Origin of the sequence: Arthrobacter sp. LjRoot78, assembly GCF_964254335.1 — a bacterium.
In the GTDB taxonomy this organism is placed as follows: Bacteria; Actinomycetota; Actinomycetes; order Actinomycetales; family Micrococcaceae; genus Arthrobacter.
On record NZ_CAXUTG020000001.1, the window covers coordinates 2,079,365 to 2,093,072 of the forward strand.

The 13,708-nt window shown below is 64.4% G+C and carries 17 protein-coding genes; 8 read left to right on the forward strand and 9 right to left on the reverse strand.

Annotated features, from left to right (window positions below):
- The first annotated feature begins 12 nt into the window (after nt 1-12).
- The 3 genes from ACSQ1X_RS09570 to iolG are packed head-to-tail and all read left to right on the forward strand — an operon-like array spanning nt 13 to nt 3,034.
- Entirely contained in the window at nt 13-1,095 is a 1,083-nt protein-coding gene (locus ACSQ1X_RS09570) for a Gfo/Idh/MocA family protein (protein ID WP_436057485.1), read from the forward strand.
- Nucleotides 1,092-1,976, forward strand: coding sequence for a sugar phosphate isomerase/epimerase family protein (locus tag ACSQ1X_RS09575; protein WP_436057486.1), 885 nt, complete (start codon nt 1,092-1,094; stop codon nt 1,974-1,976). Before ACSQ1X_RS09570 ends, ACSQ1X_RS09575 begins: the two co-directional genes overlap by 4 nt.
- A gap of 44 nt (nt 1,977-2,020) precedes the next feature.
- Nucleotides 2,021-3,034: an inositol 2-dehydrogenase gene (gene iolG, locus ACSQ1X_RS09580; RefSeq protein WP_436057487.1), complete on the forward strand. Its 1,014-nt coding sequence runs from the start codon at nt 2,021-2,023 to the stop codon at nt 3,032-3,034.
- A gap of 371 nt (nt 3,035-3,405) precedes the next feature.
- Here iolG and ACSQ1X_RS09585 read toward each other — a convergent pair whose 3' ends face one another.
- Nucleotides 3,406-3,612: a hypothetical protein gene (locus tag ACSQ1X_RS09585; protein ID WP_436057488.1), complete on the reverse strand. Its 207-nt coding sequence runs from the start codon at nt 3,610-3,612 to the stop codon at nt 3,406-3,408.
- Between the two features lie 279 nt (nt 3,613-3,891).
- A complete protein-coding gene (locus ACSQ1X_RS09590; RefSeq protein WP_436057489.1) occupies nt 3,892-4,332 on the reverse strand; it encodes a DUF2809 domain-containing protein in 441 nt (146 codons plus the stop codon).
- A gap of 346 nt (nt 4,333-4,678) precedes the next feature.
- Between ACSQ1X_RS09590 and ACSQ1X_RS09595 the strand changes: the two genes are divergently transcribed.
- Nucleotides 4,679-5,173 (forward strand): DUF1801 domain-containing protein, encoded by a 495-nt coding sequence (locus ACSQ1X_RS09595; protein ID WP_436057490.1) that lies wholly within the window; start codon nt 4,679-4,681, stop codon nt 5,171-5,173.
- Nucleotides 5,174-5,203: 30 nt separating this feature from the next.
- Here ACSQ1X_RS09595 and ACSQ1X_RS09600 read toward each other — a convergent pair whose 3' ends face one another.
- On the reverse strand, nt 5,204-5,776 hold the full coding sequence (locus ACSQ1X_RS09600) for a putative immunity protein (protein ID WP_436057491.1): 573 nt from the start codon (nt 5,774-5,776) through the stop codon (nt 5,204-5,206).
- A gap of 135 nt (nt 5,777-5,911) precedes the next feature.
- Between ACSQ1X_RS09600 and ACSQ1X_RS09605 the strand changes: the two genes are divergently transcribed.
- From ACSQ1X_RS09605 to ACSQ1X_RS09615, 3 genes are all read left to right on the forward strand, one after another.
- Nucleotides 5,912-6,706 (forward strand): hypothetical protein, encoded by a 795-nt coding sequence (locus ACSQ1X_RS09605; protein ID WP_436057492.1) that lies wholly within the window; start codon nt 5,912-5,914, stop codon nt 6,704-6,706.
- 134 nt (nt 6,707-6,840) lie between these two features.
- Nucleotides 6,841-7,215 carry a DUF1801 domain-containing protein gene (locus ACSQ1X_RS09610; protein WP_436057493.1) on the forward strand — a complete coding sequence of 125 codons (375 nt, stop codon included), beginning with the start codon at nt 6,841-6,843 and terminating at the stop codon, nt 7,213-7,215.
- A gap of 122 nt (nt 7,216-7,337) precedes the next feature.
- Nucleotides 7,338-8,117, forward strand: coding sequence for a type 1 glutamine amidotransferase domain-containing protein (locus ACSQ1X_RS09615; protein ID WP_436057494.1), 780 nt, complete (start codon nt 7,338-7,340; stop codon nt 8,115-8,117).
- Nucleotides 8,118-8,174: 57 nt separating this feature from the next.
- On the opposite strand, the gene ACSQ1X_RS09620 is transcribed toward ACSQ1X_RS09615, so the two are convergent.
- From ACSQ1X_RS09620 to ACSQ1X_RS09635, 4 genes are read right to left on the reverse strand one after another with little or no spacing between them, the layout of a single operon-like run.
- Nucleotides 8,175-8,702, reverse strand: a complete 528-nt coding sequence (locus ACSQ1X_RS09620) for a DUF427 domain-containing protein (RefSeq protein ID WP_436057495.1) — start codon at nt 8,700-8,702, stop codon at nt 8,175-8,177.
- 37 nt (nt 8,703-8,739) lie between these two features.
- On the reverse strand, nt 8,740-9,879 hold the full coding sequence (locus ACSQ1X_RS09625; RefSeq protein WP_436057496.1) for an amidohydrolase family protein: 1,140 nt from the start codon (nt 9,877-9,879) through the stop codon (nt 8,740-8,742).
- The gene (locus ACSQ1X_RS09630; RefSeq protein WP_436057497.1) at nt 9,879-11,252 is read right to left on the reverse strand and encodes a glutamine synthetase family protein; all 1,374 of its coding nucleotides are present in this window, start codon (nt 11,250-11,252) and stop codon (nt 9,879-9,881) included. The genes ACSQ1X_RS09625 and ACSQ1X_RS09630 overlap by 1 nt, the downstream gene beginning before the upstream one ends.
- A gap of 29 nt (nt 11,253-11,281) precedes the next feature.
- Nucleotides 11,282-11,632, reverse strand: coding sequence for a DUF2809 domain-containing protein (locus tag ACSQ1X_RS09635; protein ID WP_436057498.1), 351 nt, complete (start codon nt 11,630-11,632; stop codon nt 11,282-11,284).
- A 439-nt stretch (nt 11,633-12,071) separates the two neighbouring features.
- On the opposite strand from ACSQ1X_RS09635, the gene ACSQ1X_RS09640 reads away from it, so the two are divergent.
- Nucleotides 12,072-12,356, forward strand: coding sequence for a hypothetical protein (locus ACSQ1X_RS09640; RefSeq protein ID WP_436057499.1), 285 nt, complete (start codon nt 12,072-12,074; stop codon nt 12,354-12,356).
- Between the two features lie 12 nt (nt 12,357-12,368).
- On the opposite strand, the gene ACSQ1X_RS09645 is transcribed toward ACSQ1X_RS09640, so the two are convergent.
- Together ACSQ1X_RS09645 and ACSQ1X_RS09650 are read right to left on the reverse strand one after the other, a co-directional pair.
- Nucleotides 12,369-12,755 carry a VOC family protein gene (locus ACSQ1X_RS09645; protein WP_436057500.1) on the reverse strand — a complete coding sequence of 129 codons (387 nt, stop codon included), beginning with the start codon at nt 12,753-12,755 and terminating at the stop codon, nt 12,369-12,371.
- An 89-nt stretch (nt 12,756-12,844) separates the two neighbouring features.
- Entirely contained in the window at nt 12,845-13,651 is an 807-nt protein-coding gene (locus ACSQ1X_RS09650) for a hypothetical protein (protein WP_436057501.1), read from the reverse strand.
- Between the last annotated feature and the right edge of the window lie 57 nt (nt 13,652-13,708).

Here is a 13,708-nt window from a genome sequence, read left to right on the forward strand (position 1 = left end):
GGAGACAATGTCTTGAAACCGATTGTCGTAGGACTTCTGGGAATAACTCACCCGCACGCCTCCGCGAGGGTTCGTGCGCTGAGGGAGATTGAAGGAGTCGAAGTAGTCGCCGCTGCCGACGACGACCCGCGCCTGACATATTTCACCGAGAAGTACGGCGTGGAGGCCAGGACCGTCGACGAGGTCCTCCAGGACGACCGCATCGATGCGGTCATGGTTCACTCCAAAAGCAAGGACATGGTCCCGCATGCACTGCGGGCACTGGCGGCCGGGAAATCAGTCGTCGTGGAAAAGCCCGGCGGCGGTACCGTCGAGGACCTTCTGCAGCTGGCCCAGGCCGAAGCGCAGGCCGTGCCCGGTCTGGTCGTACAGGTGGGCTACAACGTGCGCCTGGCCGGGTCCATCGGCCAGGCGAAGGAGCTGATCGAGGCCGGCGTGATCGGGGATGTGGTCAGTGTTTCGGCCCGAGGCGCCGCTTTCGTGGGTGAACATCTCACCGCACACCTCAACCAGCCGGCAGACATGGGCGGGGCGCTCTGGATCATCGGATGCCATATGCTCGACTCCCTCGTGCACATGTTCGGCGCCCCGGACTCCGTCAACGCCCGCGTGCACAAGTCAGCCCGCCTCTCCGACGACACCAGCCGCGAGGACTCCGCAGCTGTCCTGCTGAATTACCCGGACATGTCCGTGACGTTCAGTTTCGACGGCCACGATCGTCTTGAGTGGTTCGAGAGCTCACGCATTTCCGTGTACGGCACCGCCGGGATGGTCGAAATTGGCATTCTTCCCCAGAAACTTCGGGTCTATGTCGACCAGGACCGGGCAGGATGGAAGGCCGGCTGGACTGAATGGACCGAAAGCTACTTCACGCCCCCGTTTGCCCGCACCGAATCGAATAAGTTCTCCGAGCTGCCCGAGCTGGAGAACATCAGCAACTTCCACCCCGAAATGCGCGGCTGGGTCGACAGTATCCGCACCGGTTCTCCTGTTGTGGCACCTGTCGCGGATGCACTGGCCGTCGCCCGGATTGTCGACGCCTGCTACCGCTCGGAAAAAGAGCTGGGAGCCTCCATCGAGGTGGAGTCAGCATGACCAAGGAGAACACGATGACACCGCAGCTGATTGCCTCCTGCTGGATCAGTGCCGGCGACGCCGCGCCGGGGCGCACCGACGAACGCAGCCCCTTACCGATCGCCGAGCGCATCGCTTCGGTCGGGCAGACAGGGTGGTCCGGCATCGGGCTCGTTCATGCGGACCTGGTCCAGGTACGCGACACCATCGGGTATGCCGAACTCTCGCGCTTGATCCGGGAGGCTGGCATCGACATCGTGGAGGTCGAGTTCCTCAACGGTTGGTGGGCCACCGGAGCTGAACGCGCCGAATCCGACATCCACCGTGCAGAGCTTTTCGAGGCCGCCAACGCCCTGGGCGCCCGCCACATCAAGGTCGGCGCCGGCATGTCGGATGACCCGCTTCCCCTCTCGACCATTGCCAGCGCCTTCTCCGACCTCGCAGATGAGGCCGACGAATCCGGCATCCGCCTGGCACTGGAGGCGACGCCCTTCTCCCATCTGCGCACCACACAGGAAGCGGTCAAAGTAGTCACCCAGTCCGACAGCCCAGCTGCTGGACTCATGATTGACATCTGGCACACCTACAGGGGCGGCCTGTCGCACAATGACCTGTGGGACGTCGTGCCCATGGAAAGGGTTGCCGCTGTGGAGATCGACGACGGCTACAAAGACGTCGTCGGCACACTATTCGAGGACACCATCAACAACCGCGTTTACTGCGGCGAGGGTGACTTCGACACCCGCACGTTCATTCAACGGACCCTCGACGCCGGGTACGAAGGTCCGTGGGGCGTTGAGATCATCTCGGCCGAACACCGCAGCCTCACCCTCACTGAAGGCCTCAAGCGGGCGTACGAAACCGCGATCGGCTGCTTTCCTGGCGCGCAGCACCAGCGCTGACACCCCTGTACGCCTCACCAAACAACTTGAAAGGTTCACACACCATGTCTAAAGACCGACGCTTGCGCCTGGCCCTGTTCGGCTCCGGCCGCATCGGGCAGGTACACGCCCGCAACATCGCAGCCCACCCCGACATCGACCTCGTCCTCATCGCCGATCCCTTCATCGACGGGGCCCGCCGTCTGGCAGTGGAGACCGGCGCGCGGGCGGTGCAGGACCCCGAGGAAGTTTTCGCCGAAACCGGACTCGACGGTGTCATCATCGGCTCACCCACAAGCACCCACGTCGACCTTATTTCACGCTCGGTCGCCAAGGGCCTCGCCGTCCTCTGCGAAAAGCCCATTGATCTGGACATCGACACCGTCCTGGCTTGCCGCGAACAGATCAAAGACTCCAACGTTCCAATCATGCTTGGATTCAACCGACGCTTCGATCCTTCTTTTGCCGCCGTACGGAACCGGGTCGAGGCAGGCGAAATCGGCAAGCTCGAGCAGCTCACCATCACAAGCCGCGACCCGGAACCCGCCCCACGCGACTACATCGCCGGCTCAGGCGGCATCTTCAGGGACATGACAATCCACGATTTGGACATGGCACGTTCCTTCGTCCCGAACATCGTCGAGGTTACGGCCGTCGCATCGAACGTCTTCAGCGAAGACATCGCTGAGCTGAACGACTTCGATTCCGCCGTGGTGACACTACGCGGCAGCGGCGGGGAGCTGATCACCATCACAAACTCCCGTCACTGCGCCTTCGGTTACGACCAGCGATTGGAAGCCTTCGGCGCCAAGGGCATGCTTTCCGCCGGCAACGTAGCACCGACAACCGTGCGGAAGTCCGGTGCCTCCGGGACGGAAGAGTCCGACCCCTACCTTCCGTTCTTCCTCCAGCGCTACCCCCAGGCCTACTACGCGGAACTGGAGGCCTTCGCCCACTCGATCCGAACGGGATCGCCATGCTCGCCCAGCTTCGCGGACGGAGTGTCCGCCCTGGTCCTGGCGAACGCAGCGGCCGAGTCTGCCGCCACCGGAAAGTCCGTGAGCGTCGTCGAATACTAGTCCTGCTGGGCGGAGGCTTCCCTGGAACCGCAAGGAAAGCCTTTGTCCCAGGAGCCCGGCGTCCCAAGGATTGAACATTCGATCACACCACCCCCTGGACGACGACTTTGACGCAAGCACGAAGGACGACGGGTCTCCGGATCCCGGGAAAGTGGAGGAAGCAGCACCGGGGTGTGCACAACCTGCACCCTTCAGGTGTCGGATAGGGGTCGTAGTGCGGCTGGATTGCCTCGGATCGCCTTGCGGCCGACCCGTCGCCGGACTTGTTTGGTTCGGCGGCGGGACGTGGTGCTGATCGTCTGATTAGAAGAACGTGGGCTGGCGTGGGGTGTATGCGGCCTCTAGTGTGGCCACTTCTTCGTCGCTGAGCGTCAGCTCGAGGGCTGCTGCCGCATCTGCGAGGTGCTTCCCCTTCGTTGACCCAATGATCGGTCCAGACCGGAGATCGTGACCATGAAAGTCACCAGGGCTCCCAAGGTGAAGTTCGTGGCGAACGCCGTAACGAAGGCCTGTTGGCGGGCACGCAGCATAGCGATTCCGCCCAGGGCAAGAACGAAAGCTTCGGGGGTGGCCAGCATGAGGCGGGTGTCGCCCGCTCTGCGGATGTAGACGCCTTCGTTGCGGCTTATTCGAGCCGGCGCTAACCCATGCCGGCCGGACCCGCCCAGGCGCCGCCGGTACCGGTTCCGCCGCCTCCACGGTCGTCGTCTTTGCCGCAACGTTGACAACGTTTATACAGGGAGCCGTCTTCGGCGTGTTCGAGGTGCCAGTCGTGCTGAATGTTCAGCTTGCATAGCAGGGCCTTGAGCATGGGCTTCTCCGATCTGACGAGTGATCGACCGACGTCGGCACTCCAATCATCGCCTGTCCGTCAGATTTGTGCGTCGATCTGATACGGGACTCACCGCTGGGTCGGAGCGCCGAACCAAACTTTGGATCGTGAGCGGCCCGTGATAGCGGCTGCAGTCCACCACCGTGCCCGTCGTTCGATCCACCGCGTACGCCACGGCAGCGCCACAGGCATAGGCCAACACATCCGCGGCGCCGAACGTGGTTCCGAGGATCAGACGAAGGGGTGGCCAGGATTCTCCGAGACTGGCAGGAAGGCCGGTGAGTTGGAACAACTCGATCATCAGGCAGACCGTGACGGCTGCGGCGGCAATCAGTGCCTTGGACCTCGACGGAATCAGGATGGCCACCAGAACATAGACCAGAACTGCGTACAGGCCATCACCTGCAGGACCCGTCCACGCCGCATCACGGAGCGTCCGAATGCTCAACCCAAGCACAACGCTCATCACCCCGGCGATGCACAGCCAGGACCGTCTGATTCTTGAACGCCCCGGTACGACGGTACAGCTCACAGCCCCGGCACCGTCGCTGTTGGCACACAGATCATTGCCCCAAGCCCCCCCGTTGACGAAGCTGCATTTCCCCCGAGTGCGGCAACAGGGGAATCTTCCCATTCAGCCTAGCCCAGCGCTCTGCCCAGAATTACTGGGGCTCAGTGGAGGTCATTAGGAACCGAAGGAGAACGCTCAGGAAGCAGGTGCCACATTGATCGGTTCTCGGGGGAGGCGGAGCCCTCGCCACCCTGGAGATAGTCGCTTCGCCTTCTCGCGCTGGTGCGGAATAATGCTCTCCATGACGAGCGGGGAGATCAGCGAGAGCGAAGCCCGAAAGCCGGCCGCGCGCGCAGCGGCAGATGGCGATGCAGCCATCACGCTGCCGGAAGCCATGACCGGCAGGGCCAGCCCCGCGAAAGCGGCCGTCGGGGACAAGCCGGTCTTCGCCTATATCGCCAGCCTGCCCCAGCCGCAGCGCGGCATTGCCGAAACGGTGGATGCCTTGGCGGCAAAGACGCTGCCCGGCCTCCGGCGCTCAGTGAAGTGGGGTATGTCGTACTACGGGGTTGGCGACGGGTGGTGCTTCAGCTGCGGCGGTTTTGCGGGCCATGTAAAACTCATGTTTGTCAATGGCGCGGCGCTCGAGCCTGTACCGCCGGTGACACCGGTCGGGATGGGCAAGTCGACGCGGGGCGTGGAGCTCGAATCCATCGAGGACATCGACGAACGCCAGATTGCGGCGTGGATGAAGCAGGTCGCGTCCGTGCCGGGTGTCGGGGGCGGGAAGCGCTGAACCCTAGGGGACGGTTTGTTTGCAGCAGATTCAGCTGGAGGAGCCAGGCTGGTCAGGGCGAGCCAGGTCGGACTGGATCGCTCGGATGATCGCGGCAAGGATTCCAGACGCGAGGAGTCCCGACCCCAGCGGACCGGCGGAATTCCCACCCAGAGGGGGCAACTGCCGAAGCGCGGAGCGGACTTCGGCAGTCATGTGATCGAGTTGCCAGCGGACCTCGTCGTCGACCGTCAGGGACCGGTCGGGCGCTGCCAGTCCGGCCGCTTTAGCGGCATACGCGGCTGCCCCCAAGGCGTGCGCGCCCATGTGGGCGACGGCTGCGGCTTGCGTTGCAGACCGGGCGGCAGCCACCGCAGCAGGGCTGGTCACCTCTCGTGCGGCACGGCCGGCAACGAACCGCCGGCGGATCTCCTCGGCGGCACTGAGCTCACCGCGAGCGAAGGCCCGGGCTCGGGCGATGGCGTCGCGGGGGCGACCATCCGCCGGTGCCTCTGCCTCAAATAGGGCGACGACCCGCTCGGCGCAGTCGGCGGCCCAAGTCGCGACGACGCGGCGCTCGGCCTGGCTTAGCGTCTGCGGAGAAGCCATATCAGTACAGTACACACTGCTCGCAGACAGATCCTGGCGCGGGCATCCGGCGCCCCGTTTAGCGATACCCAGCGAATCTCCGCTGCCCCTGCGCCGTACCTAACAGCGTGGACGGACGACGGCGGGCCCGCCTCCCGCTACAGTGAGCCCATGAGCATGGCTGGAGGGGAACAAACCCCGCCGGACGGCAATCCCGGGGCCCCGACGGACGGCCCGGTCGGCGTCGGTCCGGCTGCTGCTGCGCCCGCCAACAGGAGGGCACGGAATCCTGTTTCCCGGCCCTCTACCGCGCCGACTGTCCCGCTGCCTCAGCGGCTGCCCGCCTGGCTAGTCCGGAATCCGCTGCATGCTGGCTGGACGTGGACGGGGTTCTGGGCGTTGCTGATCGTTGTTGACGAGTTCGTGGACCTGGCCGGTTGGACCTGGTACGTGCTTGTGGGGATGGCTGCGCTGCCCACACTGGCCTGCACTGTGGTCGTTCTCCATGCGACACCCCGCCGCTACCTCAAGTCGCAGAAAGAATCGGTTCTCGCCCACTTCTTTGTCCGGTTCCTCGCGCTGACGGCAGCGTTTTTGGTGTGGGGCCTCTCCGTGGTGGCCAGCGCCTCGATTTCCACAACGGTGCAGGCACTGGCCGGGAACTCGGAGCGTGAGGTCACGTCGTTGGGGTTCAACCTGCTCCTTGCGGCGGTCCCCTTGGTTGTCTCGGTGTTGTGGATGGCCCTCATTGTGCGCTGTGCGTGGTTCCTGCGCCGTCTACGCGGCTGGCGCCAGAACCCGGAAGGCTCGCGGCTGCCCAAGAGGTTCCTGCGGGATTCGCCCCAACTCCGGCGCGTTGTGGTGGGTCTCGCCCACCCCGGCCTGCTCCTGGTGGCCGGGCTTGGCACGTCGGTTCTGGCACTCTTCCTCGGCGCCGTGGAACTCACGCTCAACCTGATTTCCTGATTTCCTGAGGACCGGCAGGATCCGGCCGGAATGAAACCGCTACCCCGGGCGCGGGCTGTTGCGCCGGGTCTATTCGATTTGGGTGGGCGTACGATCACATCATGGGTACGGCAGTCAGAGGCCGGTCACAATAATTGCCTGAAGACAGCTTGAAGGAGGCGTGGGCACTATGTTCACAAAGAAGGGTGACGCGGCTGTTCTCAGCAAGCTCAGTGAAGCACCCGCACAGTACCGTGAGATTGGGGAACGCCTGCACAGGCATCATCCGGGAGAGCGCGCCCTCGCTAGAGCCGATCGTGCGCTGGGGACTGCCGTTCTATGTGAAGGACGGTAAGGACATCTGCTACATCAAGCCGGATAAGGACTTCATCGCATTCGGCTTTGGCGAAGTTGTGAACCCCGCACGGGAGGAGGGTGCCCATATGCACCCAATCGCGTGGACCATCACCTCGCTGGATGCTGCGACGGAGGCCAAGATTCGTGCGCTCGTCGAGAAAGCGGTTGGCTGACTCGGGCGTGCGCTGGGAATTACCCGGCGTCCGGCTTTAGGGGTCCTCTGTCTCTGGCCGCCGTCTGTGCCTGCCTGAATTGGTCTGGGCGTAGGGTGGAAGTGAGACAAAAGGAGCACTTCATGAAAAAAATCCTCATGGTTCTGACCAGCGTTTCCGAGATCGGCGATACCGGAGAGAAGACCGGCTACAACGTGGCCGAAGCTGCACATCCCTGGAAGGTCTTCAAGGATTCCGGGCATTTCGTCGACTTCGCTTCCATCCAGGGAGGCCAGCCCCCGCGCGACGAGGTGGACTCGGAAGATCCCATCCAGGTCGCCTTCACGGAGGACGAGGCCACGCGAGCCGGTCTCTACAACACCGCCCGCGTCGACGTCGTTGATCCCGACCAGTACGACGCCGTATACCTTGTGGGCGGCCACGGCACCATGTGGGACTTCCCGGACAGCGAAGGCCTGCAGAACCTCGTAGCCAGCGTCTACAACGCAGGCGGCTTGGTGGGCGCGGTCTGTCACGGACCGGCCGGCCTGCTGAACGTGGAACTGGAGAACGGGCTTCGCCTCGTCGAGGGCAGGAAGGTGGCAGCCTTCACCAACGACGAGGAAGTGGCTGTAGGGAAGGACAAAGTGATCCCCTTCTTTTTGGCTGACCGACTTGTGGAACAGGGCGCCACCCACGTTTCCGCTGATGTCTTTGAGGAGAAGGTCGTGGTTGACGACCGGCTGGTGACCGGTCAGAACCCGGCCTCAGCGGCTGGCGTGGCCAAGGAGATGGAGAAGCTGTTCGCTCAGGTCATTCACCAGGAAAAAGCCGCGGAACAGCACGACGCGGAGGCTCTGCGCGCCGAGAAGGACGCCGAGAAGAACGCCAGGAAGGCTGCTGCGGCAGGGACCGAGCACTAACGCCCGCAGCGCACTGGCAAGCCGGGCAAGTCCCGCGGGCGCGCAAGAGGGATGTCCTCACCACCCGGCGGTACCCGGGGCACCCTTGAACGGCCCAACGATCTGCTGGGTGATCCAGCCGCCGTAGAAGTTGCCTTCCTGGGCGGTCACTTGCTCGCCGTTGACCTCGCAGGAATCCATGGAACCGGGGTAGAGGGCCACCCGGGTGCTGAGCGCCTCGAAGCCACGGGTGGGTTCCGGGTAGGTCCATCCGGCACGGGGAGCAGTGACTCCGCCGGCAACAACGTCGAAGTAATGCGCTTCTCCCTTGAACTCGCAGAAGCTGGTGCCTCCGGCCGGGACGAGTGCGCCGGCCGGGAACGCCTCCATTGGCAGGTAGTAGACAGGCGGATGACTGGTCTCCAGGACGCGCACCGCGTCGGTGGTGTCGGCAATCACCTGCCCGCCGAGTCTCACGATGACTCGTTCGGATCGCGGCTCGACCCTCGGCGGACGCGGGTAGTCCCACACCGATTCTTGACCGGCCTTGGGCTTGATGGGTTGGGGACGCCGAAAGAGGCCGGAAAAACCGTGAGCAGGAACCATATCCCTATGGTGCCATCTTCGGGTCCGGTGATGGCCGTTACGGCAGTCCATAGACCCTTCGGGCGTTGTCCCGCGCGACAAGCTCCACAACGCGGCGGGCATCTGCCTCCGACCACTCGTCATCGTCAATCCATCGGCCGACGATGGCTGTGATCGCGTTGCGCCACAGCCGCGCGCCGAGGTAGTGGAGTTCAGCCGGGCCGATGGCATCGGACGAGTAGAGGATTTTCCTGAATGGGGCGAGTTCGAAGGAGCGCGCGATGAGGCTCCGGCTACGGGCGCCGAGATGGTTCACCGCCAGGCCGACGTCGAGGTAGACGTTGTCGAAGGCCTGGGCGAGATAGCCGGCCTCACGCTCGAACGGGTAGCAGTGCAGGAGCAGGACGGGAACCTTGCTGGCCTCCACAGACCGGAGAAACTCGAGCAGAAGCAAAGGGTTTGCCTTATCAAGGTCCAGCTCGCGGTCCCCGAATCCGACGTGGAGTTGGAGTGGCAGCCCGAGTGAGATGGCGCAGTGCAGGCCGAAACAGATGAGGGTGGGGTCATCAAGGCGCACCGCCCCACCGGACTCCATCCGCTGCCGCCACATCTTCGCGGACTCAGCGACGTCGCTGTCGGCCGGCCGGCTAAGGTCGTGCTTGAAGCCGGCCCGATAGGCAAGAACTGACTTCGCTCCCACAACAATAGGGGGAAGGCCGGCCAGCAGCCCGGTGAACGCGTCCACGTAGCCGCCCGGGTCCTGGTCCGATTGGATCAGGGTTTCGGCGAGGGCTTCCAGTCGCACGATCTCGTGGACCGTGGCCCCCGTAATTTCCGCCATCCCGGGTGGATCGAGCAGGGCCCCGGTCTTGAACCCGGTATCGATCAGCCAGTGACTGACTCCGGCCGCCCTGGTCATCCGTCGGCTGATTTCCAGTTCGCCCAGTTCGGTGCGGCGCTTCCAGTATTGCTCGGCCGTGGCCTGCCGGGGCAAGTCCATGATCTCGGCGCACCAGCGGCGGAGGGCGAACCCCAGCTGGGAGTCGTAGGCCGTCGAGGGTTCGGCGAGGAGTTCGCTGTTGCCCTCGTTGAGCGAATTCTGAAAGCGTTCTTCGTCGCCATCGACCCCATACGCGCCGTGCACGTGATGGTCGATGAGCTTCACGTCTTCGACAAACCCGGCGAAAGACTCTGCCATCAGATTGACCATGCCAGGCGGAAGAGGGCGCCCAGTTCCCTGTGGTCCTTGGCCCCGTGCGTCTCCTGCTCATGGCGCCGCACCGCAACGGTGGTGTCGACCACCTCGCTGCCGAGCAGCCGACGGGCGTAGGCGGAGTTGGCCAGCGATGTGATGATGGCCGACGGCGAGTCCGACACGGTGCCGATCCCCGCAGCCTGCCGTTCCGCCGCGGTGAGGCGCGTTGGGTCGCCGGGAACTTCATCGGGCAGGCGACTGCCGCTGGTGATGCCCTCGAGCGCGAGGGCCAGGATGGCGGCGGAGGCCAGGTATACGTTGGCGGACGGGTCAATGACCTTGACTTCGACGCTGGCCCCGTGGGGGTTTCCCACACCGCCTTCGACGAAACGGACCGATGCTTCACGGTTTTCCAGGCCCCAACACAAGAAGGCACCGGACCATGCTCCGGGCGCGAGCCTGATACCGGACAGGATGGAACCGGTGAGCAACCCCTGCACCTCGGGAAGCCCCCGGAGGATTCCGCCGATCGCGGCTCCGCCCTCCTCGGTGATGCCGTACGGGCCGGCGCCGCCGCTGAAGAGGCGTGAACCGCCACGGGAGAAGGAGAAGTGCTGGTGGGCGCCATTGCCGACCGAGCCGGGGAAGGGTGCGGGAGAGAAGGAGGCCTGCAGCTTGTGTGCACGGGCGACCCTGCCGATGATGATCTTTGCCAGCACCACGGTGTCCGCTGCTGCGAGTGGATCATTCGGGGCGAGGGAGAGCTCAAACTGGTTGCGGCCGTATTCAGCGTGAAGCTGTTCAACCTGGGCACCCGAATCCTTCAGGGCGGCCAGCAACTCGGCCAGGAATTGCTCGCGGTCAAGCAAGCCGGTCAGCCCGTACGGAGCCCAGGGGGCGTCGTCGAGCGCCGTGCCGTCGGTGGCGACGAGCACGAACTCCAGCTCGTGGCCCACGAGTGCCTGATAGCCGGCGTTCCCGGCCCGCTCCTGGACGCGTGCCAGCGTGCCACGCGGACAGGCCGGATCCCGGCTCCCGTCCTGGCGGAACATGTCCGCGGGCGCCCACGCCAGGCCTCCGCCGAGACTGCGCAACCCTCTGGGATCGATCCTCAGGCGCAGGTCACCAACGGCGCTGATGCTGTCCGTGAAGGCGATTTCGCCGTCGATGCAGAACACATGCCAGACCGGAGCGGCACCCATGCCTGCCCGGTGGAAGGCGCCAAGCCGGGCCACCGGGACGCTCTTGGCAAGCGTGATTCCGGCCGCGTTCACCATCGATCCGATGACCAGTCGAACGCCAGCCTCTTGGAGCCGGCCCGCTTCCGGATCCAGGTCGGTCGCGTCGAGGGCAGGGAAGCCCGAACCATCGCTCATAGGGATATTCTGCACCTTCTGTCCAGCGTCTAGTGGTGGCGACGGCAGCCAACCACCGTGGCCGACATCCGGTCCACGATGTAGGCGACTGCAGCACCACCGGTGTATGCCAGCAAATCCACGGTGCCGAACGTGGTTCCAAGGACCAGCCGAAGGAGTGGCCAAGATTGCCCGAGCTCGGCAGGAAGACCAGTGAGCTGGAAGAGCTCGATCATGACACAGACAGTAAGGGCAGCGGCCGCAATCAATGCCTTGGACTTCGACGGAATCACGATTGCCACGAGAACATAGACCATTACCGCGTACAGGCCATCGCCTGCAGGACCTGTCCATGCCGCATCGCTGAATGTGCGAATGCTCAGCCCAAGCACAACGCTCATCAGCCCGGCAATGCACAGCCAAGCCCGTCTGATTATTGAGCGCCCCGGTTCGACGGAATCGCTCACGGCCCCAGCACCGCCGCTGTTCCCAGCCAGATCATTGCCCAAGCCCCCATTGTCGAATCTGCACTTTCCATCCCTGATGCGGATCCACGGGAATCAACGCGTTCAGCCTAGCTCAGGGCCTTGCGTCGGTTGACGGGCCGGCAGAAGAAAGCGAGCCGTCCTGCCGGAATGTCAACGGCCGCCCGGGCCCAGGAGGTCCTGTGGCCCTAGTCCAACGGGACGCCAAAGGACAAGACTGAGTCATGGAACAGGTTCAGCACATGAGCGCTGAAGAACCGGCGTTGTCTGTCACCACCGCTTTTGCCAGCCTTTCTGAGCTGAGGGACGCCCCGGCTACAGCCCGAAGGCCATCGCCGAACGGCTCATTGGATCGTTGGGCGCGGACGCCGCGGCACCGCTGCTGGGGGTCAGCGAAGAACTCCTAGAACGCTGGGCATCTGCCCAGGATGCGCCGGACGTGCATGGCAGGCTTCAGTTGGCGGACCTCGACGCTCTGGTAGGTCATCTCCACGGTGCTTTCACACCTGCCCAGGCCATGGTCTGGATGTGCAGCCACAACACGCAACTGGGATCCAAGCCAATCGATGTGTACCGCATCCAGGGGTCAGGACCGGTGATTGGGGCCATTCGTGCCCAGGCGAAGGAAGCCTTCGGCTGACCGCATCTGCTGTCAAGCACCATCCGATCCGTACGGACGTGTGATCGCCTCCAGGAAATGCCCGTCAGGGTCCGCGAAGTAGACGCCGCGTCCGCCGTCGTTGTGGTTGATCTGCTGCGGGCGGGACCGTCCCGGGTCCGCCCAGTAGGCGACGTTCTCGGCCTGGATCCTGGCGAAAATTCCGTCGAAGTCCTCCTCGCTGACCAGGAAGGCGTAGTGCTGCGGGGAGATCGGTCGGTCCGTCGTGGCGAAATCGAGGGTCACTCCATGGTCCAACGCAACGGTCACAAAGGACCACATGGCTTGGGGTGCCGGCAGTCCAAGCACGCTGGCCAGGAACCCTGCCGAGCGCTGCTTGTCCGTTGCATAGACGATGGTGTGGTTGAAAGCGACTGTCATGGAGACCTCCTCGGGTGATTTGTCTGCAACCATCTACGTCCGGCACTTCTCAGGTTTCAGGAGCGCCGGATTCTTCCTTGCAGTTCCGGTCAGGCCTTGGCGACCGGCAGCACCAGCAGGTAGCCGGTCGGGAGATCGGTGCTCCAGCGCCGCGGTTCGCGGACGACGAACTGCGTGGCCAACTGCTCGGGGGTGAGCAGGCTGTTGGGCGCCGGGGACGGTCCCCACTGCACGCCGCCGTACGGGTAGAGCGGATCTTGGACGCGGATTCCGGTGACAGAGAACTCCGGGAACTGGTCGGGATCGCCGAGGGATTCGAAGCCGCTCATCACCGATACGTGGCGGCCGCGCCACAGGACCAGCCCGACCGGCCGGTCCGTCTCGGCGATGGCATGCGCCGCGGTCCGCAGCGCTTCGCCGTAGTCAGCGACGCTGACGACGGCGTACGGCCCCATCCCGAGCTCGTTCAGCACCTGCGCCCAGCCCAAGGGGTTGGCACCGTTGAACGAGTTGAACGACCGTGCCCGGGCCATCTCCCAGAGCTCACCTTGCTGGGCACTATCGGCCCATGTGCCGGCCCGTGCGTCGTCGGTGAGGTTGTGCATGATCTGGATGCTCGCCGCCACACACCACTCAAACGTGTACTGCGGGACGAAGTCCCCCTCCCGGTAGAGGTTGAGGGCGAACGCTTGGGGCACCGGGGGCGGCGCGGGAATCGATGTCGGGTCCGGGGACGGGGTCAGCAGGGGAACGGGGGCGGCTGGCGGCGCTGAAGCGGTCTGGATTGGTTGACCGGTGGTGGTCTCATCGAGTCTGGTCGGGGGCGTACAGGCCGAGAGGAGGGTCGCCAGGATGACTACCCAGATCAGAAGACGACGGAGCGGGGCACCGATCATGATCGGTCCAGTTTATCGCGATGAGGCGGAATTGGGTCCAGCAGGGATGGTCTGCCC